At 60.3% G+C, this 24,708-nt stretch carries 24 protein-coding genes; 11 read left to right on the top strand and 13 right to left on the bottom strand.

What is annotated here, in order from left to right; all coding sequences use genetic code 11:
- Positions 1 to 55: 55 nt before the first annotated feature.
- Both JMV15_RS13690 and JMV15_RS13685 read right to left on the bottom strand, forming a co-directional pair.
- A complete protein-coding gene (locus JMV15_RS13690; protein WP_014716700.1) occupies positions 56 to 355 on the bottom strand; it encodes a PsiF family protein in 300 nt (99 codons plus the stop codon).
- Between the two features lie 71 nt (positions 356 to 426).
- A complete protein-coding gene (locus JMV15_RS13685; protein WP_003188122.1) occupies positions 427 to 1,215 on the bottom strand; it encodes an AraC family transcriptional regulator in 789 nt (262 codons plus the stop codon).
- 98 nt (positions 1,216 to 1,313) lie between these two features.
- On the opposite strand from JMV15_RS13685, the gene JMV15_RS13680 reads away from it, so the two are divergent.
- Positions 1,314 to 2,204, top strand: coding sequence for a DMT family transporter (locus tag JMV15_RS13680; RefSeq protein WP_014716699.1), 891 nt, complete (start codon positions 1,314 to 1,316; stop codon positions 2,202 to 2,204).
- Between the two features lie 97 nt (positions 2,205 to 2,301).
- On the top strand, positions 2,302 to 2,832 hold the full coding sequence (locus JMV15_RS13675) for a ferritin-like domain-containing protein (RefSeq protein ID WP_014716698.1): 531 nt from the start codon (positions 2,302 to 2,304) through the stop codon (positions 2,830 to 2,832).
- A gap of 113 nt (positions 2,833 to 2,945) precedes the next feature.
- On the opposite strand, the gene JMV15_RS13670 is transcribed toward JMV15_RS13675, so the two are convergent.
- Positions 2,946 to 5,012, bottom strand: a complete 2,067-nt coding sequence (locus tag JMV15_RS13670) for an AsmA family protein (RefSeq protein WP_102665993.1) — start codon at positions 5,010 to 5,012, stop codon at positions 2,946 to 2,948.
- Positions 5,013 to 5,369: 357 nt separating this feature from the next.
- Between JMV15_RS13670 and JMV15_RS13665 the strand changes: the two genes are divergently transcribed.
- The gene (locus tag JMV15_RS13665; protein WP_003188116.1) at positions 5,370 to 5,690 is read left to right on the top strand and encodes a hypothetical protein; all 321 of its coding nucleotides are present in this window, start codon (positions 5,370 to 5,372) and stop codon (positions 5,688 to 5,690) included.
- 151 nt (positions 5,691 to 5,841) lie between these two features.
- Positions 5,842 to 6,474 carry a TetR family transcriptional regulator gene (locus tag JMV15_RS13660; protein ID WP_003188114.1) on the top strand — a complete coding sequence of 211 codons (633 nt, stop codon included), beginning with the start codon at positions 5,842 to 5,844 and terminating at the stop codon, positions 6,472 to 6,474.
- Between the two features lie 5 nt (positions 6,475 to 6,479).
- Here JMV15_RS13660 and JMV15_RS13655 read toward each other — a convergent pair whose 3' ends face one another.
- On the bottom strand, positions 6,480 to 6,986 hold the full coding sequence (locus tag JMV15_RS13655) for a C40 family peptidase (protein ID WP_014716696.1): 507 nt from the start codon (positions 6,984 to 6,986) through the stop codon (positions 6,480 to 6,482).
- Between the two features lie 339 nt (positions 6,987 to 7,325).
- Here JMV15_RS13655 and ureE point away from each other — a divergent pair, with 339 nt between their 5' ends.
- From ureE to JMV15_RS13630, 5 genes are all read left to right on the top strand, one after another.
- Positions 7,326 to 7,826, top strand: a complete 501-nt coding sequence (gene ureE, locus JMV15_RS13650; protein WP_014716695.1) for an urease accessory protein UreE — start codon at positions 7,326 to 7,328, stop codon at positions 7,824 to 7,826.
- On the top strand, positions 7,823 to 8,497 hold the full coding sequence (locus JMV15_RS13645; protein WP_020301618.1) for an urease accessory protein UreF: 675 nt from the start codon (positions 7,823 to 7,825) through the stop codon (positions 8,495 to 8,497). Before ureE ends, JMV15_RS13645 begins: the two co-directional genes overlap by 4 nt.
- Positions 8,498 to 8,511: 14 nt before the next feature.
- Positions 8,512 to 9,126 carry an urease accessory protein UreG gene (gene ureG, locus JMV15_RS13640; RefSeq protein ID WP_014716693.1) on the top strand — a complete coding sequence of 205 codons (615 nt, stop codon included), beginning with the start codon at positions 8,512 to 8,514 and terminating at the stop codon, positions 9,124 to 9,126.
- Positions 9,127 to 9,148: 22 nt separating this feature from the next.
- A complete protein-coding gene (locus JMV15_RS13635) occupies positions 9,149 to 9,721 on the top strand; it encodes a HupE/UreJ family protein (protein ID WP_038448676.1) in 573 nt (190 codons plus the stop codon).
- 176 nt (positions 9,722 to 9,897) lie between these two features.
- Entirely contained in the window at positions 9,898 to 11,007 is a 1,110-nt protein-coding gene (locus JMV15_RS13630; RefSeq protein WP_038448673.1) for an AGE family epimerase/isomerase, read from the top strand.
- A gap of 109 nt (positions 11,008 to 11,116) precedes the next feature.
- Here the strand turns inward: JMV15_RS13630 and JMV15_RS13625 are convergent, their stop codons facing one another.
- The 9 genes from JMV15_RS13625 to amaB all read right to left on the bottom strand — a co-directional run bounded on the left by JMV15_RS13625 (position 11,117) and on the right by amaB (position 22,239).
- Positions 11,117 to 12,022, bottom strand: a complete 906-nt coding sequence (locus JMV15_RS13625; RefSeq protein WP_201491590.1) for a cation diffusion facilitator family transporter — start codon at positions 12,020 to 12,022, stop codon at positions 11,117 to 11,119.
- A gap of 180 nt (positions 12,023 to 12,202) precedes the next feature.
- The gene (locus JMV15_RS13620) at positions 12,203 to 12,970 is read right to left on the bottom strand and encodes an SDR family oxidoreductase (protein WP_014716689.1); all 768 of its coding nucleotides are present in this window, start codon (positions 12,968 to 12,970) and stop codon (positions 12,203 to 12,205) included.
- A gap of 823 nt (positions 12,971 to 13,793) precedes the next feature.
- The gene (locus JMV15_RS13615; protein WP_038448670.1) at positions 13,794 to 14,510 is read right to left on the bottom strand and encodes an ABC transporter ATP-binding protein; all 717 of its coding nucleotides are present in this window, start codon (positions 14,508 to 14,510) and stop codon (positions 13,794 to 13,796) included.
- Positions 14,507 to 15,382 (bottom strand): ABC transporter ATP-binding protein, encoded by an 876-nt coding sequence (locus JMV15_RS13610; protein ID WP_038448667.1) that lies wholly within the window; start codon positions 15,380 to 15,382, stop codon positions 14,507 to 14,509. The genes JMV15_RS13615 and JMV15_RS13610 overlap by 4 nt, the downstream gene beginning before the upstream one ends.
- Positions 15,375 to 16,673, bottom strand: a complete 1,299-nt coding sequence (livM, locus tag JMV15_RS13605; protein WP_038448664.1) for a high-affinity branched-chain amino acid ABC transporter permease LivM — start codon at positions 16,671 to 16,673, stop codon at positions 15,375 to 15,377. Before livM ends, JMV15_RS13610 begins: the two co-directional genes overlap by 8 nt.
- A gap of 2 nt (positions 16,674 to 16,675) precedes the next feature.
- Complete coding sequence (locus tag JMV15_RS13600; RefSeq protein ID WP_003188099.1) at positions 16,676 to 17,590, bottom strand: ABC transporter permease subunit; 915 nt, start codon at positions 17,588 to 17,590, stop codon at positions 16,676 to 16,678.
- Positions 17,591 to 17,809: 219 nt separating this feature from the next.
- A complete protein-coding gene (locus JMV15_RS13595) occupies positions 17,810 to 18,946 on the bottom strand; it encodes a branched-chain amino acid ABC transporter substrate-binding protein (RefSeq protein ID WP_005784282.1) in 1,137 nt (378 codons plus the stop codon).
- Between the two features lie 374 nt (positions 18,947 to 19,320).
- Positions 19,321 to 20,604, bottom strand: coding sequence for an L-pipecolate oxidase (gene amaA, locus JMV15_RS13590; RefSeq protein ID WP_038448662.1), 1,284 nt, complete (start codon positions 20,602 to 20,604; stop codon positions 19,321 to 19,323).
- Positions 20,605 to 20,748: 144 nt separating this feature from the next.
- Positions 20,749 to 22,239: an L-piperidine-6-carboxylate dehydrogenase gene (gene amaB / locus JMV15_RS13585; RefSeq protein WP_003188096.1), complete on the bottom strand. Its 1,491-nt coding sequence runs from the start codon at positions 22,237 to 22,239 to the stop codon at positions 20,749 to 20,751.
- 153 nt (positions 22,240 to 22,392) lie between these two features.
- On the opposite strand from amaB, the gene JMV15_RS13580 reads away from it, so the two are divergent.
- Entirely contained in the window at positions 22,393 to 23,283 is an 891-nt protein-coding gene (locus tag JMV15_RS13580) for a LysR family transcriptional regulator (protein WP_014716686.1), read from the top strand.
- 207 nt (positions 23,284 to 23,490) lie between these two features.
- Positions 23,491 to 24,705 (top strand): nicotinate phosphoribosyltransferase, encoded by a 1,215-nt coding sequence (pncB, locus tag JMV15_RS13575; protein ID WP_003188094.1) that lies wholly within the window; start codon positions 23,491 to 23,493, stop codon positions 24,703 to 24,705.
- Positions 24,706 to 24,708 lie beyond the last annotated feature (3 nt).

Below are 24,708 nucleotides of genomic sequence, written 5' to 3'. Positions count from 1 at the left end.
CCGAGGCAGGCAAGCCAGCTCCCACAGGGGTTCTGCAGCATTCGTGAACTCGCGATCAGCCCTTGAGGCAGGTGCTCATGAATGTCTTGCGCGCATCACCGGTCAACGCCTTGGTTTTCGCCGACGCATTGCAGTCTTTCATCTTCTGCTGCTGCGGGGTCAGGGTCTTGGCGTCGTTGGCGGCAGGTGCCGACAGGCAGGTCTTCATGAAGGCCTTACGGTCATCGCCCTTGAGCGTCTTGGTGGTGGCCTCGGCATTGCAGGTGGTCATTTTGTTTTGCTGGGCAGTGGCGGCAAAACCCTGGGCACACATCAGCAGGCCCATCATCAACAACGGAATACGCAGCATCTTCATGGAGTTTTCTCCCTGTTACCGTGCCGACGGGCACGGCCTACAGCGCAGTGTAGTCAAAACCTGTTACAACTTCACCGGCCACGAATGTTCGCCCGCCGATATTGCTCCGGCGTGCAGCCGGCGTGGCGTTGGAACATGGCGATAAACGCCGAGGCGGTGCTGTAGCCCAGATCAAACGCCACGTGTTGCACGCTGCGGTCGCTGTCCAGCGCTTCGATGGCCGCCAGGTAGCGCAAGCGCTGGCGCCATTCGCCGAAGCTCATGCCCAGCTCGCGCACAAACTGGCGCGCCAGGGTGCGCTCGCTCACATGCACCTGCTCGGCCCATTGCGCCAGAGGGCGGTTGTCTCCCGGTTCTGCCTGCATGCCCTCCAAGACCCCAAGCAATCCCGGGTGGCGGGCGTAGGGCAGGAAGCAGTCGTGGACCGGCGCCTGCCTGAGCTGGTCCACCAGCACCTGGGCCAGGCGGATGTCGGCATCGGTGCGCGGTGCATTGACATCGCGCAGGGCGAAATCCTTGAGGATCGCCTTGAGAATGTCGCTGATCGCCAGGGTGCAAGGCTGCTGCGGCAACTGCTCGCACAGCTGCGGCGCCAGCCCTACGGAGTGGTAGACAATCGCCTCGGCATTGTAGGAGCTGTGCTCGGTAAGCGGCGGCACCCACACGGCGTATTGCGGTGGCGACATGAAGCGATTGCCCGCCACTTCCATGCGCATCACACCGCTGGCCGAGTAATCCAGCGAGCCCCATGTGTGCTGGTGGGGGGTGCATTCGGTGTCCGGGGCAAAATCGGAATACCGAAAGTAAACCGGGCTTGGCAGGCGGGCGAAATCGGGCAGGCGTACGGTGTGTCGGGACATATTGTCTGGATTCAACGCTCAGTTGTCTGGATTGCAGTATAGGCTTCGATCCAGACAGAGGATAATCCTGCCTCGTCAACACACTGGGTTTCTTTTCAATGCAATACGCGTATCCGCTGCTGGCTATCTTTATCTGGGCCGGCAACACCGTGGTCAACAAATTGGCCGTGGGCTCGATCTTCCCGGCTGAAATCGGCTTTTACCGCTGGCTGTTCGCTGCGTTGCTGTTCACGCCGTTCATGCTCAAACCGGTGGTCGCCCACTGGCCGCAGATCCGTCCCAACCTGGGCAAGATCTTTATCCTCGGCGTGCTCGGCATGGCGGTGTATCAAAGCCTGGCCTATTACGCCGCGACGCTGACCAGCGCCACTAATATGGGCATCATCCTGTCTCTGATGCCGTTGATGGCGCTGACCGCCGCGATCATCAGCCTTGGCCAACGCCTGACCTTCGGTGCGCTGACCGGCGCGGTGCTGTCGTTCGCAGGCGTGGTCGTGGTGGTGTCGGCCGGCAGCCTGGGCGCGTTGCTGCAACATGGGGTCAACCTGGGCGACGGCATGATGCTGGTGGCAACATTGGCTTATGCGGTCTACAGCACCCTGCTGAAAAAATGGCAGCTGCGCCTGCCGCCGTTGGTGCTGCTGTATTTGCAGGTGCTGGTCGCGGTGATGGTGCTGCTGCCGCTGTATCTGTTCTCGGCCAAGGCCGGTTTGGGCTGGGCGAATATTCCGCTGGTGCTATATGCCTGCCTGCTGGCTTCGATGCTGGCACCGCTGGCGTGGATGCACTCGGTCAAGACCCTGGGGCCCAGCCGTACCACGTTGTTCTTCAACCTGCTGCCGCTGATTACCGCGCTGATTGCGGCGGTGGTGCTGAAGGAAGAGTTGGCGCGGTATCACCTGGTGGGTGGCTTGCTGACCCTGGGTGGAGTGATCCTGTCGGAGCGCTGGACCACACCGGTCAGACGCCCTCAGGACACATCCTGTTAAATCCGATAAAACTTTTCGCCTGGCCCGGGACTCACAACCAATAGCGATCACGCCGGCAGAGCGTGGCGTACAACCGGATTAGCCCCAGGAGATTGAAATGACTCAAGCACAACTGACTGACGTTGCGACCCTGCGCAGCCGCGCCCGCCAGAACGTCGAAAACGGTGCCGTGACCGAAGGCTACGACGCCGACCGTCAGGAAATCATCCGACTGCTCAACGAGTCGCTGGCCACTGAACTGGTCTGCGTGTTGCGCTACAAGCGTCACTACTTCATGGCCAACGGCCTCAAGGCCAGCGTGGCTGCCGATGAGTTCCTGGAACATGCGACCCAGGAAGCCGAGCACGCTGACAAACTGGCCGAGCGTATCGTGCAACTGGGCGGCGAGCCGGAGTTCAACCCCGACCTGCTGTCGAAAAATTCCCATGCGCAATACGTGGCGGGTAACACCTTGAAGGAAATGGTCTACGAAGACCTGGTGGCCGAGCGGATCGCAGTAGACAGCTACCGAGAGATCATCCAGTACATCGGTGACAAAGACCCGACTACCCGCCGCATCTTCGAAGACATCCTGGCTCAGGAAGAAGAACACGCGGACGATATGGCGGATATTCTGCAGGATCTGTAATAACTAACACCGCAACATCCCCCTGTGGGAGCGGGCTTGCTCGCGATAGCGTTGGATCAGTTGATAAATCATTGACTGATACCCCGCTATCGCGGGCAAGCCCGCTCCCACAATTACTTCACGGTCTTGGGCGCCTTGCCTTCCTTCATCTGTTGCAGCAACGGTGCGCACTCATTGGGCTCGCCACCGCTTGGGGCAACCAAGGCGAGCAAGCCGGCGGCCGGCCCGGCGATCACGCCCAGGGCGACCATGCCTGCACCACGTAGCGCCAACGGAATGGCTTTCACGCCAGCATTGGGCTTGATGAAAGGTCCATTGACGTAAAGCGGTGAACGCAGGGAGAACAGGCGAAAACCCTTGGATTCCGGCGTGATGGTCAGGTCCAGTTGCTCGGTGGCCATATTCGCGGTGCCGTCGATGTAGATGATCGCGTTCTCGGTATCGAACACAAACAACCGTGTGGTCGCCAAGCCCGTCTTGATGCCGAAGTCCGCCGCCGCGCAGTTGATCTTTACCTCTTCGTCGCCGAACAGGCGGCCGACCACGTAGTTGCCCACGTTGAGCCCGGCGATTTCCATCAGGCTTCGGCTGATGGCACCATCGTTGATGAGCATCTTCAGGTCACCGTTGGATGTGCCCAACAGTGCCGCCACCGAGTTACCGCGCCCGGTAATATCAGCATCGCCGTTGAGTTCACCGAAGCTGGTTTTCATCGGTTCGAAAGTCGGGAACAACTGCTTGAGCTTGAAGTTGCGCGCCGTCAGCTTGGCGCGGCCCTCCATCGGCGTAGTGCGGCCGTTCAAGCGAATCTGCGCATCGAGCTTCCCACCGGCCACGCCAAAGCGCAGGGGTTCGAGGCTCAGTTGGCCGTCGTTGAGCACCAGGTGCGTATAAAGATCGGTAAAGGGCAAATCGGCGCTGTGCACGATGCGCTTGCCGGTGAACTCGACGTCGGCATCCATATCGCGCCAACGCTCGGTGCGGAACTCCTCAACCGGCAGCACTTTGGTGGCCGGCTGTTTGCTTTCACCGCCACGGGCTTTTTGTTTGGCGTTGGAGTCCGCGCCAATCAAAGGCGCCAGGTCATCCATCAGCAGTTGGTTGGACACCAGCGCGCCACTGAGCTTGGGGCGTGGCTGGCTGGCGACATAGGCCAGGTCGCCGTGGATGTCGCTGTTGCCGATCTTGCCGTTGAAGTTCTCGTAGCGGAAGGAGGCGCCGCTGGGCTCATGCAGTTTGGCGATCAGGTGGCCGTCGGTGGAATAGGCCGGCGAATCCGGCAGGGTCACGCCGGTCAGCGGATACAGGTTGCCCAGACTGCTGCCTGAAAGCTTCAGGCGCAGGTCCAGGGCGCCGAGGTTCAGCGGGTCGGTCAGGGTGCCGGCCAGGGCGATGCTGGTGTCCGCGATCTTGACCTGGGCTTGCAGCGGGAACGGCTTGGCCGCGTCCTGCAAGGCCAGCAAGCCACCGATCTTGCCCGTGCCCGCGAGCTTCTGACCATGATATTGACCTTTGACCTTGAGGCCGAACGCGTAGTCCTGGGGCGCCGAGCCTTTTTCCAGGGCCTTCTTGGCATCGGCGTCGCCGACGATTTCACCGAAGGGGATCGGCTTGCCCAGCGGGTCGATGATCACATCCAGCTGGGTCTTGAGGCTTTGATCGTCAAGGGTCACATGGCCTTTGTCGAAGCCGATGGCGCCAATATCCACCACCCAGTTGGACGGTTCGGCGTTGGGGTCCTTGGGGTCGAACTTGAACGTCCAGTTGGCGCGGCCATCCGCCAGGCGCTGCAACTGGGCACTGGGTTCGGTGAGGTCGATGCGGGGGATCACCACACGCTGCACCAGCAAGGCCAGGGGCGAAATGCGCAGCTCAACCTTCTTGAGCGTGACCATCTGCGGTTGTTTCGACCAATCGGGGTTACCCAGGGTCAGGTCTTCGGCAATCACATGGGGCCACGGCACCCAGGCGCGCCAGCCGCCTTCATCGGGCTCACGCTGCCACACCACTGCGAGGTTGCCGTTGATGGCGAACGGACGATGCAGTTCTTCGGAGACCTTGGCATTGAGGGGCGGCTTGATGCGGTTCCAGTCGAAGAACACCAACACCAGTACCACGATGGCCATTAACAGAACGAAGCTGGCGCAGCTCCAAGCGAGAATTTTACGAGTGCGCGTCATTGCACAGGGCTCCTGAATACGACTGGCTGGGCAACAGCCTTTTAAACAGCTTATAGGACTACGACTGGCAAAGTGCCTGGGGGTTTAACGCAACGGCGGATTTAGCCGAAAAAAGCGATTTTCCTGATCAACCAGACAATTTTCCCCATCGACGACGCACCATTGTTACCCAGGTTCGTGTCGAAAATACCCACATCGGTGCAAAGCCGCGGGCTTGAGAGGCTCGATCTAGAGCCTCCGGCGAGAACAATCAATTCTGTTGATTATTACCATTGTGTTTATGAACTTTTATATCGACTTATCAAGGGTAACATTAGCCCTGTACCCACTTTATCGCCCTCCCTAGGAGCAACCATCATGAAACGCCAATTACTCGCTACCGTTCTGTTATCTGTCCTGGCTTCCAGCGCCTTTGCCCTGCCAGCTGCCGAACAGGCCACCCCACAGAACAAAGCCCAAGCCGTGCAAACCAGCCAAACCGTGGCTCGCAGCGGTTCGCAAGAAGACGAAAACCGTGATTACGCCAAAGGCGCCGTAGCTGAAAATGGCTACAACCGTCTGCAAGAGAAAGGTTTGGTCGAAGGCGGTGCTGAACAAGCCAACAAACGTGCCTACACCGAAGGCGTTGCTGAAGGCGGTGCCGACCGTCTGCAAGAACTGCATCAAGCACAGAGCTAAGCCTGTGGTGGCCCAGAAAAAAGCCCGATCTGCCGATCGGGCTTTTGCTTTTATATAGACCGCGTCACGCCCCGCCCCTGCCAAGTTCGACGCCGGCAAAGCGCTTTTGCTAGAGTGCGTCGCTGTACTTGCCGACAAAGCTCATCCGCTCATGCTGCCCCGCGCCGAACAGAAGCAACAGACCCGCCTCGCCCTGATGGACGCAGCCCGCCATCTGATGGAGTGTGGCCGTGGGTTTGGCAGCCTGAGCTTGCGTGAAGTGGCCAAGACGGCGGGTATCGTGCCCACCGGTTTCTATCGCCATTTCGCCGATATGGACCAGTTGGGGCTGGTACTGGTCAGCGAGGTCGGCCAGACCTTTCGCGCCACGATCCGCCTGGTGCGCCACAACGAATTCGTGATGGGCGGCATCATTGATGCCTCGGTGCGCATCTTTCTCGATGTGGTTTCGGCTAACCGCTCTCAGTTCCTGTTCCTGGCTCGCGAACAGTACGGCGGCTGCCTGGCCGTGCGCCAAGCCATCGCCGCCCTGCGCGAAGACATCACCCGCGACCTGGCCGCCGACCTGACGCTGATGCCCAAACTCCAGCACTTGGATGCCGAAGGTTTGCATGTGATGGCCGACCTGATCGTCAAGAGCGTGTTCGCCACCCTGCCCGATATCATCGACCCACCGGCCCACGCCCTGCCGGCCCACCTTACGCCCCAAGCGAAAATCACCCAGCAACTGCGCTTTATCTTTATCGGCCTCAAGCATTGGCAAGGGCTGGGCAGCACCGAATAAAGCAATCAACCCGCCGTGTGGAACCGTTTGGCGGTGGTGTAGTGCTTGTTCCAGTAGCTATTGCTCAATGAATCGATACGAATGGTTTTGCCGGTGCGCGGCGAATGAATGAATTTGCCGTGGCCAATGTAAAGCCCGACATGGCTGACCTGGCCGCGCCCGTTGCCTTTGAAAAACACCGCATCCCCAGGCTTCAACGCATTGCGCTTGATGGTCGCCGCCGATGACCGGTGCATGGCCGTGGTGGTGCGCGGTATCTGGATATTGGCCTGGGTCTTGAACAGATACACCAGGAAGCTGCTGCAATCGAAGCCCTGCTCCGCCGAGGTGCCGCCCCACTTGTAGGGTGTACCGAGCAACTCATGGGCGCGGTCGATCACGTCGTCGATGGAAGCCGGCTTGAGGCTTTGCAGCGACGAGCCGAAGCTGGCGCGGGGCTGAAAATTGGCCGATGCCGATGAAATAAAGAAGGTCAGGCTGACCAGGCATATACAGAAAATTGATCGAAGCATGATGAACGTCGCGGTGGTATTAAACAGGGCGCATAGCCTAAAGAACCCTCAGGTAATCTCATGAACTCCAAATCCTCATGATTCGTAGGACAAATCCTAAAAACTGCCTACACAGAAAAAGATGAAAGAAATTTCATCAAGACAAGCGCCTCCATCAACGCAAAACGCCCTTCGCCGGTGCTATAAACCTCGCCACGCACCAAATTGATTCACACACTGAATTATCTGACGCCCTATTGAGCAGCATGCCTGCCTGACTACAGGGAATTCCGACTCAATCCCGTGATTGGCAAGCCCCTTGCTCTAGGTCTTTCATCGCTCACAGCTGGAAGCTCTCTGATGCTGGTGATACATCGCCGAATCGCCCCCCAAGCCCTCTGGGCCGCCGAGTTGCTGCTCAATTACGAAGCCCGCAGCAAAAGCCGCCTGCGCTGTTTCAGTGCCGACGGTGAAGACGTCGGCCTGTTTTTGGAGCGGGGCCAGCCGCCCTTGCACGATGGTGAATTCCTACAGGCAGAAGACGGACGCGTCGTACGGGTGTGCGCCCGCCCTGAACAACTGCTGCATGTCACCTGCCGCAACGCGTTCGAGTTGACTCGCGCCGCCTATCACCTAGGCAACCGCCATGTAGCCCTGCAAGTCGGTGACGGTTGGCTGCGCCTGCTCGATGACTACGTGCTCAAGGCCATGCTTGAACAGCTGGGTGCCGATGCACAGACCATCGAAGCGCCGTTTCAACCCGAGCACGGCGCCTATGGCGGCGGCCATCATCATTCGCGCCATGGGGATGAAGACTTCAACTACGCCCCCAAGCTGCATCAGTTCGGCGTACGTCTATGAACCCAGCCTGGGCGCTTCTACGCCTGGCCAGTCCGCAATTGCCGATTGGCGGTTACAGCTATTCCCAGGGCCTGGAAATGGCGGTGGACAACGGCCGCGTGCAGGATGCCGCGAGCGCCCGACGCTGGATCAGTGACCAGTTGCTGCTCAACCTGGCGCGTTTCGAAGCGCCGCTGCTGCTCGCCCATTGCCGCGCAGCCATCGAGCAGGACTGGGCGCAACTGGCGCAGTGGTGCGACGAGCACCGCGCCAGCCGTGAGACCCGGGAGCTGTATCAGGAAAGCCGCCAGATGGGCTACTCCCTGCAACAGTTGCTCAACGGCTTGCCGGAACTGGACGACAGCGCCCGTGACTTTCTCGCTCAACGCGACGAACCGCACCTGGCCCTTGGCTGGGCCTTGGCCGCGCGCGCCTGGCACATCAACGCCGACGACGCCCTCGCCGCCTGGCTGTGGAGCTGGCTGGAAAACCAATTGGCCGTGCTGATGAAAACCCTTCCACTGGGCCAGCAAGCCGCCCAGCGTCTAACCAGTGAACTGCTGCCGCTGCTGCAACAAGCCCAGCAGGATGCCGAGCGCATTAACCCTAACCATTTGGGCAGCGCTGCTTTTGGCCTGTCCCTGGCGTGCATGGCCCACGAGCGCCAGTACAGCCGCCTGTTCCGTTCCTGATTCTGGAGAAGCACATGAACACACAACCCCTGCGCGTCGGTATCGGCGGCCCGGTAGGCTCGGGCAAGACCGCCCTGACCCTGGCCCTGTGCCTGGCGCTGCGCGATCGCTACAACCTGGCGGTGGTGACCAACGACATCTATACCCGTGAAGATGCCGACTTCCTGGTGCGCAACCAGGCCCTGGCGCCGGAGCGCATCATCGGCGTGGAAACCGGCGGCTGCCCACACACGGCGATTCGCGAAGATGCCTCGATCAACCTGGAGGCCGTGGACCAACTCAACCGTCGTTTTCCGGGCCTGGACCTGATTCTGGTGGAGTCCGGCGGCGACAACCTGTCGGCCACCTTCAGCCCGGAACTGTCGGACCTGACCATCTATGTGATCGATGTGTCTGCGGGCGACAAGCTGCCGCGCAAGGGCGGGCCTGGCATTTGCAAATCCGACCTGCTGGTGATCAACAAAATCGACCTGGCCCCGCTGGTCGGCGCGTCGCTGGACCTGATGAACAGCGACACTCAACGCATGCGCAACGGCAAACCCTTTGTGTTCAGCAACCAGAAAACCGGGGTCGGCCTGGATGACATCGTCGCCTTCATCGAACGCCAGGGCCTGCTGACCGCCGCCTGATCAACCCATAAGGAACCTGTCCATGAGACTCAACAGACTTTTCGCCGCCGCCGCGCTGCTGCTCGCGCCTGCCCTGGCCTTCGCCCATCCGGGCCATGGCGACAATGGCCTGGTGGCCGGTATCAGCCATCCCCTGGGCGGCCTCGATCACTTGCTGGCCATGCTTGCGGTAGGCCTCTGGGCGGCCCAACAAAAAGGCGCCGCGCGCTGGGCGCTGCCATGCACCTTTGTCGGCACCATGCTGATCGGCGGCGTGCTGGGTTTTGAAGGGCTGCAACTGCCGGCGCTGGAAAGCGGGATTGCTGCTTCGGTGCTGGCCTTGGGCCTGGCGGTAGCATTGGCGGTGCGGCCGCCGCTGTTCGTGGCCGTGGGCGCCACGGCGTTGTTTGCGCTGTTTCATGGCGTGGCCCATGGCCTGGAACTGCCGGATATGACCAGCCCTTGGGCGTATGCCGCTGGGTTTGTGGGGGCGACCGCGGCGTTGCATGCAGCCGGTTATGCAGTCGTGCGCTTTTTGCCAGCTGCTGCTGCACCCTTGGTGCGAGTGGCCGGGGCGGCTTCGGCGGCGACTGGGGTGTGGTTGCTGGCGGGCTGATTTGCGGCACTGCTGAGGGCCTCTCGTTCCCACGCTCCGCGTGGGAACGCAGCCGAAGACGCTCTGCGTCCCAAAGCATGACGCAGAGCGTCATAAAATGCATTCCCACGCAGAGCGTGGGAACGATCAGCCTGCTACCATGCGCGCCTACACCCCTGCCGTGACGACGCCAGCCAATGCCCATCGCTTCCCCCTCTTCCCTGACGCCTGTGCTCACGCACTTCCATGACCTGATCGTGCCTCTCTGGCAAGGCCCGGGCTGGAATGCCGACCTGGCACTGCCCTTTGAGGCCCTGGACGCCGACCACCAGCCACTGCCCCCCCAGCGCTATCGCGCCATGGCCTGCGCCCGGCAGCTGTACCTGTTCGCCAGCCTGATCGGCGAACCCGGCGCGGCTTTCGCCGAAGAACGTGCGGCAGCGCTGTTTCGCTCCCTGCAACGGCACTTTCATGATGCCGAACACGGTGGCTGGTTCTACAGCATCGACCCTGCCGGCCAACCGCTGGACAAGCGCAAAGACCTCTACACCCACGCCTTCATTATTTTTGCCTGCGCCCATTACTGGGCCAAGATGCGTGAGCCGTTGGTGGAATCGGTGCTCAACGCTGCCCTGGAAGTCGTCGCCCAACGTTTTGCCACCGGTGACGGCTTGTACGAGGCCGTACTGGAGCGCAACTGGGCCTCGCTCGACTCCGGCCCGTTGCAAAACCCGCTGATGCACCTGGCCGAAGGTTTCCTGGCCACCCTCGCGGTGCGTGAGGACGCCCAGGTACAAGCGGCCCTGCTGGCACTGGCGACGGCCATGCAGCAACGTTTCATCGACCGCGAGCACGGCGTGATGATGGAAAAACCTGTGGGCGCTGTGGATAACTGGTTTGAGCCGGGGCACCAGTTCGAATGGTTCTTTTTGCTCAAGTCTTCAGCTGTGCTACGCGGCACCGCACTGCATGGCTCGCTGACACGGGCATTTGCCTATGCCGAGCAAAAGGGTGTGGATAAGTTAAGCGGGGCGGTCAGCGGCATGCTCGCGCTGGATGGCACGGTGCGCGACGGTACCCAACGGATCTGGGCACAGGCGGAGTACCTGCGGGCGCTGACATTGCGACCAAGTAGCGAAGCGGTGCTGCAGCGTCAGTTGCAGGCGTTGCAACAGCGCTTTTTGCATGCCAAGGGTTGGCATGAATGCCTGGATGCCGAGGGTAAGGTGAGCCGACGGGATATGCCTTCGACTACGCCCTATCATTTGGCGACTTGCTATCAGGGCTTGGTCCAGCATCTGGGCTGACCTGCTGGGCCCCATCGCAGGCAAGCCAGCTTCCACAGTTGATAGTGTTCGCACATTCAAATGTGGGAGCTGGCTTGCCTGCGATAGCCTCACCTCGCTCTAACAGACTTTAGGCAATCCACTTGCGATCCCCGGTAAAACTGATCGTCAACCACCGCGCCGCATCCGCCGCCCCCAGCCCTGTGGATATCTCCTCACGCAGCCCATCGAGAGTCGCGACGTTATCCACCGGGTAATTCGCTGGCAGCACCACATGAATTTCGATAAACCGCGCACGCCCGTGCTTCTGCACATAGGACACATAGTCGTCGAAACCATGCTTGGCCTGCGCCGCGTCCATCACTTCGCGGACCTTGTCGTCCAAGTGATCCGGCGCGATGCCCAACACTTCGCGCAGCGCCGGGCGCAGGATCTTGAATGCTGGCGCCAGCATGCTCAGGGCCAGCAGGATCAGAATCACCGGGTCCACGTAGACCGCCCACTCGCCATAGCCCTGGGACTTGAGCAACAGTGCGGCCAGGAAGCTGATCAGCAAGCCCACCGACAGCATCGCGTCCACCAGCCAACTGATGTTGTCGAACTGGATCAATGACGATTTGAGTGTGCGATTGCGGTAGCGCACATAGAAGAAGTAGGCGAACTCTACGACGGTAAACACCGCCGCATAAATGATCACCAGCCCCAACTCGATTTCGCGCCCGCCATTGATAATGCCGAACACGCCATTGAGGAACGCGTAGATGGCGATCAGCAGCAGGAAACTGCCTTCGATCAACAGCACCATTGGCTCCAGGTGCCAATAGCCGAACTGGAAACGCTCGTTGCTTTTCTTGGCGATCAGCTTGGCCGTGATCAGCATCAGCACCTTGATGGCGGTGGCGATCAGCGAGAAAAAGCCGTCGAACAGAATGGATTGGGCGCCGGATATCACACCCGTGACAATCCCGGCGATCGCGACTGCGAACATCAGGATAGTCGATTGTTTGAGCAGTGCCTGCTCACCTCGGTTACTCACATTGCCTCCTGTCAAAACCTTTAAACCGCTGGGTGCGGTGGGGTTTTCAGGCGGGCAGTGTACCTTATGCCGCATTTTGGCCGATTTGCCGCCATCGCAGGCAAGCCCCTTCCCACATTTGGATGTGTGAATACCGTCAAATGTGGGAGCTGGCTTGCCTGCGATGGCAGCGACGCGGTCTTAGCCTTTGGCCCCACGCTCAATCGCAAACCCAGCCCAGGTCTGGCTCACCGGCATCAACTCCAGGCGGTTGATGTTCACGTGCGCCGGGGTGTTCATCACCCAGAAAATCGTATCGGCAATGTCCTGCGGCTGGATCGGCTCGGCACCTGCGTAGGTGGCGTCATAACGCGCCTGGTCACCGCCGAAGCGCACCAGGGAGAACTCGCTTTCACACAAGCCCGGCTCGATATTGGTCACGCGCACGCCGGTGCCTTGCAGGTCGCAGCGCAGGTTCAACGAAAACTGCTTCACGAACGCCTTGGAACCGCCATACACATGGCTGCCCGGGTACGGGTAGTTACCGGCGATGGAGCCCAGGTTGATGATCCCGGCCCCGCGGCCATGGGCAATCAGGCGCGGCAACAGCAGGTTGGTGGTGGTCAGCAGGCCCTTGATGTTGGTATCGACCATGGTTTCCCAATCGTCGAGGTCGCACTTGGGCGCAGGGTCGGTGCCCACGGCCAGGCCGGCGTTGTTGATCAGGCCGCGCAGCGTGGCGAACGACGGCGGCAGGTTGGCGATGGCCTCCTCCATGCCTTTGCGGTCGCGCACATCCACCACCAGGCCATGCACTTCGGTCTGCTTGGAAAGCTCTTGGACCAAGGCGTTCAAGCGCTCGGCACGACGACCAGTGAGCACCAGTTTCCAACCGGCCTCGGCAAAGCGACGGGCACAGGCTTCGCCGAAACCTGAAGTAGCGCCAGTGATAAACAGCGTGTCGGACATGGTGTTCTCCTTGCGGGCATCGGGGAAAAAAACAGCCAGCAGAATGCCCTTACGCCGCGTTTGCGGCAACCGCTGTGCACACACGCGCATGCTTGACTGATCACTTTTTAATCAAGCGACGCAAAGCCTTATAAACCGTAGCTTGCAGCCATATGCGCGCAGGTTATCCACAACTGCGCCCACAGTCTTTGGGGGCAAGTGCAAACGGCTCAAAGCCACTGTGTACAAGGGTTGCAGGCGGTTTTATAAAGTTTTTTGCTTGACCTGGGCAAGCGCCTATGTAGCCGCTGACAAATGCAGAAAAACACAACGATGGCTCCAGGCCAGTCATTGCGGCCCCTGCGCGCGTCTTTCCAGAGTTTAATCACAGACTTATCCACAGGCCGGAACGTCTTATTTCGTTCATATACCTGTGTCTTTAAACAGGTTGACAAACCCTTGATACGGTCGCGAAAAACACGCTGATCGAAAAACAACCAACACGCTAAAAGCCACGTGGTTAAAGGCTTTCAGCCAGCTACTCCCACGTTACCCACAGCCGGTTCCACAGTGGATGGGGACAAGTCAAAACTGTGACAAAACAGGGATTTGCGGCGGCTATATGTCGCGCTTTTGAGGTGGGCTGGATTTGTTTTCCACAATTTGGTGGAGCGCTTGTGGACATCGCAAAAACAAATGTGGGAACCGGCTTTGGGTGGGAGCTGGCTTGCCTGCGATGCGGCCACCTCGGTATGTCAGCTAAACCGAGGTGATGCTGTCGCGGGCAAGCCCGGCTCCCACATAAGGCCCGGTTCCCACAGGGTTGATGCGCCTGGATCTTAGGTCAGTGGCCGCCCAGGTAGGCGTTGCGCACGTCCTCGTTCACCAGCAACTCCTTGCCGGTGCCGGTCAGGCGAATCTCACCATTGACCATCACATACGCTCGGTCCGACAGGCGCAGCGCATGGTTGGCGTTCTGCTCCACCAGGAAGATGGTCATACCGGTGGACGCCAGCTCGCGCAGGGTGGAAAAGATCTGCTTCACCACAATCGGCGCCAACCCCAGGCTTGGCTCATCGAGCAGCAACAGCTTGGGCCGGCTCATCAGCGCACGGGCGATGGCGAGCATTTGTTGCTCACCACCGGACATGGTCATCGCCCGCTGGTTGCGCCGCTCCTTGAGCCTGGGGAACAGCTCGAACATGCGTTGCATGTCCTCGCTGGCGAACTTGTCGCCAATGGGGATAGTGCCCATCAGCAGGTTTTCCTCGACGGTCATGTCGGGGAACACCCGCCGCCCTTCCGGCGACTGCGCAATGCCGTTGGAAGCGATGTAGTGGGACGATTTGTGGGTAATGTCGACGCCGTTGTAGAGGATCTGCCCCGACTCGGCCCGAGGCTGACCGAAGATCGACATCAGTAACGTGGACTTACCCGCGCCATTGGAGCCGATCAGGCTGACGGTTTCGCCTTCGTTGATGTGCAGCGAGACTTTTTTCAGGGCCTGGATCGGGCCGTAGAACACGTCCAGGTTCTTCATTTCGAGGATAGGTGCACTCATACCAACTCCTCTTCATCCGCGCCCAGGTAGGCGGCGATCACTTTCGGGTCGTTGCGGATCGCATCCGGGCCGCCTTCGGCGATCACGTTGCCGTGGTCCAGCACCACAATGTGGTCGGAAATACTCATCACCATGCCCATGTCGTGTTCGATCAGCACCACCGTAAGGTCGTGTTCGTCGCGCAGCAGGCGAATCATCGCGCTGAGGGCTTCGGTTTCCTGTGGATTGAGGCCCGCTGCCGGTTCGTCCAGGCAGATGATCTGCGGCCGCGTGCACATGGCGCGGGCGATTTCCAGGCGGCGCTGCTGGCCGTAGGAGAGCTCGCCGGCCAGACGGTTGGCGCAGTCCACCAGGTCGACTACTTCCAGCCAGTAGAATGCGCAGTCCAGCGCATCGCTTTCGGCCTTGCGGTAGCCTTTGGTATTGAGGATGCCGGCAAGCATGTTGCGGTTGACCCACATGTGCTGGGCCACCAGCAGGTTTTCCAGCACCGACATTTCCTTGAACAGGCGAATGTTCTGGAAAGTGCGCGCCAGGCCGGCACGGTTCACCAGATGGGTGCCGCCGAACATCTTGTAGTACACGCGGCTGAGGAAGCTTTTGGGCGAGACAAAGTCGGTGGCCTCAAAGCGCTCACCCAGCAACTGAATGACGTTGGTTTGCTTGCCCCGCACGTTGAGCTCGATCTTGCCGCCACTGGCTTTGTAAAAGCCGGTGAGGCAGTTGAACACCGTGGTCTTGCCGGCGCCGTTGGGGCCGATCAGGGCGAAGATCGAGTTGCGTTTGACCTGTAGGCTCACATCACTGAGGGCCTTGATGCCCCCGAAGTGCATCATCAGGTGTTCGACTACCAGCACGACTTCCTTACTCATGGCGCGGCTCCCTATTCGCTATGGCACCCTTGCGTGGCGTCACGCCGGTACGGCTGATACGAATCAAGCCACGCGGTCGCCAGATCATCATCACCACCATCAACACCCCAAACAGCAGCACGCGGTACTCGGAAAAACTACGCAGCAGTTCCGGCGCCACGGTCAACACGAACGCTGCGATCACCACGCCGACCGTCGAGCCCATGCCGCCCAACACCACAATAGCGAGGATCAACGCCGACTCGAAGAAGGTAAACGACGATGGGTTGACGAAGCCCTGGTAGCTGGCAAAGAACACCCCGGCCAAACCGGCGGTGGACGCGCCGATGGTGAAGGCTGAGAGTTTGACCAGCACATGGTTCAGGCCCATGGAACGGCAGGCGATTTCATCTTCGCGCAGGGCTTCCCAGGCGCGACCGACCGGCATGCGCGTCAGGCGATGCTTGATGTACAGCACGGCCAGCACCACCAGAAACAGCACGATGTAGATGAACATGAACTTGATGTTGGGGTTGTAATCGATGCCGAAAAACTCGTGAAACGGAATGCCGCCATCCTTCGCACGCTTGCCGAACTCCAGGCCCAGGAAGGTCGGTGACGGCACCGGCATCCCGTTCGGGCCGCCGGTGAACGACAGCCAGTTGTTGAGCACCAGGCGTATGATTTCACCAAAACCCAGGGTCACGATGGCCAGGTAGTCACCGTGCATTCGCAGCACCGGGAAGCCGAGTATGCACCCCGCCAACGCCGCCGCGATGGCCGCCAGTGGCAGCACCGTCCAGAAGCCCAGGCCCAGGTATTGATAACCCAGCGCCAGGCCGTAGGCACCGATGGCATAGAACGCCACGTAACCCAGGTCGAGCAGGCCCGCCAGGCCCACCACGATGTTCAGCCCCAGGCCGAGCAACACGTAGATCAGCCCCAGGATCACCACGGTGAGCAGGTACTTGTTGGCAAAGATCGGGAACACGATGGCGATCACGATCAACGCCGGGATGATCCAGCGCAGCCGCGACTTGTAGTCCGGTGGCAGCACGTGCACGCCGGAGCCGCTGCTCTCGAACCCCTGCAGGATCTTCACGCCCTTGGAAGTTTGCAGGAACAGGCTCAAGGCAAAGCGCCCGGCCATCACGATAGCGACCAGCACGGCCACCCGCGCAGGTTCCAGGTTGAAGCTGTAGCCGTCGAGCACCACGCCGACAATCGGGCCGAATACGATCAGCGAAATCAGCCCCGCGAGGACCGTATCGACCACACTTTTCTTGATATCAATGGATTTGGCAGCAGACATGTTTACACCTTCGCCACAAGTGGGCGACCAAGCAGGCCCTGGGGACGGAAAATCAGAATCACCACCAGCAGGGAGAAACTGAACACGTCTTTGTAGTCAGAGTTGATCAACCCCGAGAACAGCGACTCGGAGATACCGAGGATGATCCCGCCCAGCATCGCCCCAGGCAGGGAGCCGATGCCGCCGAGGACCGCCGCGGTAAACGCCTTGATGCCGATGATGAAGCCGGCATAGAAGTCGAAGGTGCCGTAGTTGAGGGTGATCAGCACGCCGGCCAGGGCAGCCATGGCTGCGCCGATGACGAACACGTAGGAGATCACTCGGTCGGTGTTGATGCCCAGGATCGAGGCCATCTTGCGGTCTTGCTGGGTGGCGCGGCACATGCGGCCGAGCTTGGTGTATTTGATGATGTAGGTGAGCAAGGCCATGCCGGCGAACGCCGCCACGAGGATGAACACTTTGGTGTAGGTCAGTTGCACGAACCCGGTGCCGATATCGACGCGCCAGGCGCCGGCCAGCAGGGTGGGAATGCCTTGTTGCTTGGCGCCCTGGGCGATCTGCGCGTAGTTCTGCAGGATCAGCGAGATACCGATGGCGCTGATCAGCGGTGCCAGGCGGGTGGAGTTACGCAGGGGTTTGTAGGCGACACGCTCAATCACCCAACCGTACACGCCGGTGACGACTACGGTGAAGATCAAAGTACCGAGAATGAGCAGCGGGAAGGATTCGATGCCGAAGTAAGCCAGCAGTGCCAGACTGATCGCCGCGAGGTAAGCGGAAATCATATAAACCTCGCCGTGGGCGAAGTTGATCATGCCAATGATGCCATAGACCATTGTGTAGCCGATGGCGATCAGGCCATAGACCGACCCGAGGGTCAGGCCGTTGACCAGTTGCTGCAGGAAAATACCATCCATAACGCAATCTCACGCGGTGAGCACCTGCACACCGGTGGGTGTGCGGCGCTTCTGGAGGAAAAGACAGGTTTGTTGCAATAGAGCAGGCAACCAGGCCCTCTGTGGGAGCTGGCTTGCCTGCGATAGCGGTTTCACATTCAACACAGGGTTGGCATTGAGTCCGTCATCGCGGGCAAGCCCGGCTCCCACAGGGATCAAGGTGTTCAGGCCGTCGCGTTATTACTTCTGCTTTTCCAACTGATGGTATTTGCCGTCTTTGTCCCACTGGTAAACCACGTAGTCAGAGACTTTCAGGTCGCCCTTGGCATCCCAGGCTTTTTCGCCCATGACGGTTTTAACCGGGTTGGCCTTGAGCCACTTGGCAGCGTCTTCGCCCTTGTTGGACTTGGCACCGTTGAAGCCGGCGGCCAGGGCCTGGATCGAGGCGTAAGCGTACAGGGTGTAGCCTTCAGGCTCGGTGCCGTTCTTGCGGAACTCTTCCACGACCGTCTTGCTGTCCGGCAGCAGGCGTGGGTCGGCGCCGAAGGTCATGTACACACCATCAACGTACTGCGCGCCGCCGGCGGTGGCTACCAGTTCGTCGGTGACCACGCCGTCATCGGACATGAACTTGACGTCTTTGAGGCCCGCTTCGCGGATCTGGCGCACCAGTGGGCCGGCTTCCGGATGCAAGCCGCCGAAGTACACGACGTCGGCGCCCAGGGAACGGATCTTGGTAACCAGGGCGCTGAAGTCTTTCTCGCCCCGGGTCAGGCCCTCTTCCAGCACCGGCTTGACGCCGCGCTTGGTCAACTGCGCAGCGGTGGCGTCGGCCAGGCCTTTGCCGTAGGTGTCCTTGTCGTTGATCACCGCGACTTTCTTGCCCTTGAGCACGTCGACGATGTAGTCGCCGGCCACGATGCCTTGCTGGTCGTCACGCCCGCACATACGGAACATGGCGCCCAGGCCGCGTTCGGTCACTTGTGGGTTGGTGGAGCCTGGGGTGATGGCGATGATGCCCGCTTCGTCGTAAACCTCAGACGCCGGGATGGTGTTGGATGAGCAGAAGTGCCCGACCACACCGATCACTTTGTCCTGGTCGGCCAGGCGGTTGGCCACGGCCACGGCCTGCTTGGGTTCGCAGGCGTCATCGCCTGCCACCAGCTTGATCTGCTCGCCGTTGATGCCGCCGGCCTTGTTGATAACGTCGGCTGCCGCCTGGGCACCCTTCATGTACTGCTCACCGAAAGCGGCGTTGGCACCCGTCATCGGGCCCGCCACACCAATTTTCACATCAGCTTGAACAAACGTAGAAACACCCAGCGCCGCAGCAACGGCGAGGGCCAGAAAACCTTTCTTGTAAAACGTCTGGGACATGAGTGGTGCTCCGATATTTTTGATTTTTGGCACGACAACTTGCATTCAAACTTTTCACTGAAAGCTCAGAGCAAGCCGCGTGCCATTACGTTTTTATTCTTCAAAAAGACACGGTGTCATTGTTATTACAGGCGTTTCGACGCCTTTTGCCAGGACGTGCAACCATCTAGCGTCTACGGGTGCAACCAGCACTGCAAAAAAGTACAACCCTGGTAGGTCGTACCTGCAACCACAGGCATAAACGACAGTTCCTACAGCTGTAACAATGTGCGTAACGGAACTGCACATTTACAGTGCGTGATTGCTACGACTTGCACCAATACAGATGGGTAGCCTGCTAAGAAAACGCAGGCTTCTGAGGGGTATTTCGCTGATCAGATCACGATCCTCAGGCATTGCCCGGCGTGATAGAGCGAGAAGCCGGCTTCATACAGGCAACTGCGCAGGCCCACAGCGGCCAGAGGTTGCATAGGGGCAAAAGGGATCGGTAAGGCTTGGGGGTCCTGGTGACACAGGTAGTCGGCAAACGCCTTGCCCACTACGCTGCCAGTGGTCACCCCGCGCCCGTTATAACCGGTAACCGCCACCAGGCCGGGGGCCGGTTCGAACAGGCGCATCAAGTGGTCGGGGGTGAACGCGATGCAGCCGGTCCAGGTGAATTCCCATTGCACCGGTTTGAGGTACGGGAAGTAGTGTTGCTGCACCCGATCGGCCCACGCTTTGAGAAACCATGCCGGTTTCTGGTTGCCGTTACCCAGGCTGCCCAGCAACAGGCGCCCGTCGGCATCGCGGCGAATACTGCTCAGGACCTGGCGCGTGTCCCACGAACCCTGGCCGCCGGGGAGGATCTGTTTGGCCGCGTCATCGGTCAGCGGCGCCGACGCCACCTGGTAGTAATAGCCGGGGAAGAAGTTACGCCGCAGTTCAGTCCATTCGCCTTCGGTGTAGGCGTTGGAGGCGATCACCACCTGCGCGGCCTGCACCGCACCCTCGGCGGTCTGCACCGACCAATCGGCGCCTTGGCGTTCAAGCTGGGTGACCGGTGAATGGTCAAACAACTGCCCGCCCAACGCTGCGGCGGCATTTGCCAACCCAGTGGTGTAGCCCATGGGGTTCAAGGTGCCGGCGCGCCGATCCAGCAACGCGGCGGCGATTTTCCGGGTACCGGTGGCGTGCTCGCAGGCCTGGCCGGTGAGTAACTCAACCGGTGCGCCACGGCGCTTCCACTGCTGCTCACGGCTGCGCAAGTCCGCCTCGCCACGGGCGTTGTGCGCCATGTGCAAGGTGCCTTCACGGCGCAATTGGCAGTCGATGTTGTACTTGTCGATCAGGCTGAACACCAGGGACGGCGCCGCACCCAACATGCGGTTGAGCTGGCTGCCCACCGCTGTGCCGAAACCGGCCTCGATCTCGTCCGGTGGAATCCACAGGCCGGCGTTGACCAGCCCTACGTTGCGCCCCGAGCCGCCGTGACCGGTGCGATGGGCCTCCAGTACGACGACGCTTTTACCTTGTTCCAGCAAATGAATGGCCGCCGACAAACCGGTGATGCCGGCGCCGATCACGCACACATCCACCTTGACCGCGCCCTTGAGCGCGGCTCGGTCGGGACGGCCTGGGGTGAGGTGTTCCCATAAACATGTTTCGCGCAGTGCCATTGCCAGACTCCGGGATGAATTCACCACCGCTCGTTCCCACGCTCTGCGTGGGAATGTAGCCTTGGACGCTCCGCGTCCGCATTGTCGTGACGCGGAGCGTCACAGAATGCGTTCCCACGCAGAGCGTGGGAACGATCAGTCTGGTCAGTCGAACGTGATGCCTTGTGCCAACGGCAGTTCCAGCGAGTAGTTCACAGTATTGGTTTGCCGGCGCATATACCCGCGCCACGCATCCGAGCCCGATTCACGCCCGCCGCCGGTTTCTTTTTCACCCCCGAACGCGCCACCGATCTCCGCGCCGCTCGGGCCGATGTTGACGTTGGCAATGCCACAGTCACTGCCCACCGCCGACATGAACTGCTCGGCTTCACGCACGTCGGTAGTGAAGATGCAGGACGACAAACCTTGTGGCACGGCATTGTTCAGGCGCAGGGCTTCGGCGAAGTCGGTGTAGCCGACCACGTAAAGAATCGGCGCGAAGGTTTCGCTGCACACCACGTCGCTTTGCTCGGGCATTTCCACGATGGCCGGCGATACGTAGTAGGCGTTGGGGAATGTGTCTTGCAGTTGGCGCTTGCCGCCGAACACCTTGCCGCCTTCGCTCAAGGCTTGCTCAAGGGCGTCCTGCATGTTGTCGAAACTGTGCTTGTCGATCAGCGGGCCGATCAGGTTGCCTTCCAGTGGGTGGCCGATGCGCACTTTGGAATAGGCGGCCTTGAGGCGGGTGACGATTTCTTCCTTGACCGACTCATGGGCGATCAGCCGGCGCAGGGTGGTGCAGCGTTGGCCGGCGGTGCCCACCGCGCTGAAGAGGATGGCGCGCACGGCCATGTCCAGGTCGGCGCTTGGGCCGAGAATCATCGCGTTGTTGCCGCCCAGTTCAAGGATGCTGCGGGCGAAACGTGCGGCGACTTTGGGTGCCACTTCACGGCCCATACGCGTGCTGCCGGTGGCGCTGATCAGGGCGACGCGCGGGTCATCCACCAGCGCAGCGCCGGCGTCACGGCCGCCGATGATCACTTGGCTGAGGTACTCGGGGGCACCGTCGAATTTTTTCAGTACGCGCTCGAACAAGGCCTGGCAGGCCAGTGCAGTGAGCGGGGTCTTTTCCGACGGTTTCCAGATCACCGCGTTGCCGCACACCAAGGCCAGCGCAGTGTTCCACGCCCACACAGCCACCGGGAAGTTGAAGGCGCTGATCACGCCGACCACGCCCAGCGGGTGCCAGGTTTCACGCATATGGTGGCCTGGGCGCTCGGAGGCAATGGTCAAGCCGTACAACTGGCGCGACAGGCCGACGGCGAAGTCGCAGATGTCGATCATTTCCTGCACTTCACCCAAGCCTTCCTGGGTAATCTTGCCCGCTTCCCAGGAAACGAGTTCGCCCAGGTCGGCCTTGTATTCGCGCAATACGTCGCCGAACTGGCGCACCAGCTCGCCACGCCGCGGCGCCGGCACCTTGCGCCAGGCCTCGAATGCATGCTCGGCGCGACTGACCTGTTGCTCCACCTCGGCGGCGCCTTCCCAGTGCACACTGCCGATACGGCTGCCATCAATCGGTGAATGCACGGGTTGTTTTCCAGCCTGGTACAGCGCCGGGTTTACCCCGAGACGATCAAGCAATGCGGCAACCATGGGTCACTCCTTCAATCTGCAGACAAAAATTCGCGCCGCAATACGCACGGCGATCCTGGCCCTATTTGTAGCTGGCCCAAGACTTGCCAACAAACGACGATTAGGCGAGATATCATTCCCTTTATTCATGCAAAGAATAAAAAGAGGCATGCCGTGCTGAACAAAAGACATTTGCCCTCGATCACCGCCCTGCAGTGTTTCGAAGCGGCCACCCGCCACCTGAGCTTCACCCGCGCCGCCGAGGAACTGAACCTCACCCAAAGCGCGGTGAGCAAACAAGTAGCGCAGTTGGAAGAACTGTTGCAACACCTGCTGTTTCGCCGCGTGCGCCGCCGCTTGCAGATGACCCCGGCGGGCGACCTGTACCTGGTGGAAGTGCGCAAGATCCTCACCCAGGTGGAAATGTCCACCCACTACCTGCGCTCCTACGGGGGCGAAACCGAAGTGCTGCGCGTGTCCACGCCCTACACCTTCGGAGCACGCTGGCTGGTGCCGCGCCTCAAAGGCTGGCGTTTGCGCCACCCGCAGATCCACCTGGACCTGTGCAACGAACAGGACCCGGACGAGTTACTGCAAGGCAAGGCCGACATGGCGTTCTATTTCGGCCAGGGCGCACGTCCCGGCACCGAGAGCCTGAAACTGTTCAGTGAAGAGCTGGTACCGGTGTGTTCGCCCGACAGCCTGCCCGCCCAGCCTTTCACCGACCCCACGCAACTGAGCGACCTGGTGCTACTGCAAAACGCCTCGCGGCCCCAGGGCTGGCATGACTGGTTCGCCAGCCAGGGCTTCCATACCGAGCACAGCTACCATGGCCCGCGGTTCGACACGTTTTATATGTGTATCCGTGCGGCGCAGGTGGGATGCGGCGTGGCGTTATTGCCGCGCTTTCTGGTGGAGGAGGAATTGGCCGAGGGCAAGTTGGTGATCCCCTGGCAACATGCGATGCCGAGCCAGGATGCTTACTACCTGGCGTATCCTGAGCATTCGGCAGAGGTGCCCAAGGTGCGCGAGTTTGTGAAGTGGATGATGGAGCAGGTGCTTTAGCGCCTGGAGAATCGCCATCGCAGGCAAGCCAGCTCCCACCGTTTGGAATGCACTTCAAATGTGGGAGCTGGCTTGCCTGCGATGGCGCCAGTGGCCTTACTGAAAAAATCACTGGCAAAACCCCACAAGTCTATGCGCCACTAACCCCCTTCCTCAATTGTGCGTAAAGGCCGGCCTCCATCGCCGACCCGTCTGGAGATTCCCGTTATGAGCGAGAGTGTGTTTGCCGATCGCATCGTGCAGAACCTGCTCGACACCGACTTCTACAAGCTGACCATGATGCAGGCGGTGCTGCACAACTACCCGAACGTGGAAGTTGAATGGGAGTTTCGTTGCCGTAACAGTGAAGACCTGCGCCCTTACCTGGCGGAGATTCGTTACCAGATCGAGCGCCTCGCCGAGCTGAGCCTGAGCCCCGATCAACTGGGGTTCCTGGAACGCATCAGCTTTATGAAGCCGGATTTTCTGCGCTTTCTCGGGCTGTTTCGCTTCAACCTGCGGTATGTGCAAACCGGCATCGAGAACGGCGAGTTGTTTATCCGCCTGCGCGGGCCGTGGCTGCATGTGATCCTGTTTGAAGTGCCAATGCTGGCCATCGTCAGCGAGGTGCGTAACCGCTACCGCTACCAGACCGTGATCCTCGAGCAGGCCCGCGAGCAGCTGTATCGCAAGTTCGACTGGTTGACCGCCAACGCCAGCAGCGATGAGCTGTCGGAGCTGCAAGTGGCGGACTTCGGCACGCGCCGGCGCTTTTCCTACCGGGTGCAAGAGGAAGTGGTCAGCGTGCTCAAGCACGATTTCCCTGGCCGTTTTGTCGGCACCAGCAACGTGCACCTGGCGCGCGAATTCGATATGAAGCCGCTGGGCACCATGGCCCACGAGTGGATCATGGCCCACCAGCAACTCGGCCCACGCCTGATCGACAGCCAGATCGCCGCCCTTGATTGCTGGGTGCGCGAGTACCGTGGCCTGTTGGGTATCGCCCTCACCGATTGCATCACCACCGACGCGTTCCTGGGCGACTTCGACTTGTACTTCGCCAAGCTGTTCGACGGCCTGCGCCATGACTCCGGTGATCCGATCCAGTGGGCAGAAAAAGCCATCGCTCACTACCACAAGCTGGGCATCGAACCGATGAGCAAGACCCTGGTGTTCTCCGACAGTCTGACATTGCCCAAAGCCTTGGAAATATTCCGGGCGTTGCGCGGTCGCATTAATGTGAGCTTTGGCATCGGCACCAACCTGACCTGTGATATTCCAGGGGTGGAACCGATGAGCATCGTGCTTAAAATGACCGCCTGCAATGGCCAGCCCGTCGCAAAAATTTCCGATGAAGCGGGCAAGACCCATTGCACCGACCCGAATTTTGTCGCCTATTTGCGTCACGTTTTCAAAGTACCTGCCCTATCCAGCAAGGAGTGAATC

This window comes from Pseudomonas paracarnis (genome assembly GCF_904063055.1).
GTDB classification, from domain to species: domain Bacteria; phylum Pseudomonadota; class Gammaproteobacteria; order Pseudomonadales; family Pseudomonadaceae; genus Aquipseudomonas; species Aquipseudomonas paracarnis.
The sequence above is the reverse complement of the archived record's forward strand: the minus strand, read 5'-3'. Positions and strand labels throughout refer to the sequence as shown.

Excerpts from the sequence above, each read along its gene's own strand:
- JMV15_RS13690 (WP_014716700.1), bottom strand. The coding sequence starts at position 355 with ATGAAGATGCTGCGTATTCCGTTGTTGATGATGGGCCTGCTGATGTGT.
- JMV15_RS13600 (WP_003188099.1), bottom strand. The coding sequence starts at position 17,590 with ATGGATGGTATTTTCCTGCAGCAACTGGTCAACGGCCTGACCCTCGGG.
- JMV15_RS13645 (WP_020301618.1), top strand. The coding sequence starts at position 7,823 with ATGAACCCAGCCTGGGCGCTTCTACGCCTGGCCAGTCCGCAATTGCCG.
- JMV15_RS13675 (WP_014716698.1), top strand. The coding sequence starts at position 2,302 with ATGACTCAAGCACAACTGACTGACGTTGCGACCCTGCGCAGCCGCGCC.
- JMV15_RS13595 (WP_005784282.1), bottom strand. The coding sequence starts at position 18,946 with ATGTCCCAGACGTTTTACAAGAAAGGTTTTCTGGCCCTCGCCGTTGCT.
- pncB (WP_003188094.1), top strand. The coding sequence starts at position 23,491 with ATGAGCGAGAGTGTGTTTGCCGATCGCATCGTGCAGAACCTGCTCGAC.
- amaA (WP_038448662.1), bottom strand. The coding sequence starts at position 20,604 with ATGGCACTGCGCGAAACATGTTTATGGGAACACCTCACCCCAGGCCGT.
- JMV15_RS13660 (WP_003188114.1), top strand. The coding sequence starts at position 5,842 with ATGCTGCCCCGCGCCGAACAGAAGCAACAGACCCGCCTCGCCCTGATG.
- livM (WP_038448664.1), bottom strand. The coding sequence starts at position 16,673 with ATGTCTGCTGCCAAATCCATTGATATCAAGAAAAGTGTGGTCGATACG.
- JMV15_RS13610 (WP_038448667.1), bottom strand. The coding sequence starts at position 15,382 with ATGAGTAAGGAAGTCGTGCTGGTAGTCGAACACCTGATGATGCACTTC.
- ureE (WP_014716695.1), top strand. The coding sequence starts at position 7,326 with ATGCTGGTGATACATCGCCGAATCGCCCCCCAAGCCCTCTGGGCCGCC.
- JMV15_RS13685 (WP_003188122.1), bottom strand. The coding sequence starts at position 1,215 with ATGTCCCGACACACCGTACGCCTGCCCGATTTCGCCCGCCTGCCAAGC.
- amaB (WP_003188096.1), bottom strand. The coding sequence starts at position 22,239 with ATGGTTGCCGCATTGCTTGATCGTCTCGGGGTAAACCCGGCGCTGTAC.
- JMV15_RS13655 (WP_014716696.1), bottom strand. The coding sequence starts at position 6,986 with ATGCTTCGATCAATTTTCTGTATATGCCTGGTCAGCCTGACCTTCTTT.
- JMV15_RS13665 (WP_003188116.1), top strand. The coding sequence starts at position 5,370 with ATGAAACGCCAATTACTCGCTACCGTTCTGTTATCTGTCCTGGCTTCC.
- JMV15_RS13630 (WP_038448673.1), top strand. The coding sequence starts at position 9,898 with ATGCCCATCGCTTCCCCCTCTTCCCTGACGCCTGTGCTCACGCACTTC.
- JMV15_RS13635 (WP_038448676.1), top strand. The coding sequence starts at position 9,149 with ATGAGACTCAACAGACTTTTCGCCGCCGCCGCGCTGCTGCTCGCGCCT.
- JMV15_RS13680 (WP_014716699.1), top strand. The coding sequence starts at position 1,314 with ATGCAATACGCGTATCCGCTGCTGGCTATCTTTATCTGGGCCGGCAAC.
- JMV15_RS13620 (WP_014716689.1), bottom strand. The coding sequence starts at position 12,970 with ATGTCCGACACGCTGTTTATCACTGGCGCTACTTCAGGTTTCGGCGAA.
- ureG (WP_014716693.1), top strand. The coding sequence starts at position 8,512 with ATGAACACACAACCCCTGCGCGTCGGTATCGGCGGCCCGGTAGGCTCG.
- JMV15_RS13670 (WP_102665993.1), bottom strand. The coding sequence starts at position 5,012 with ATGACGCGCACTCGTAAAATTCTCGCTTGGAGCTGCGCCAGCTTCGTT.
- JMV15_RS13615 (WP_038448670.1), bottom strand. The coding sequence starts at position 14,510 with ATGAGTGCACCTATCCTCGAAATGAAGAACCTGGACGTGTTCTACGGC.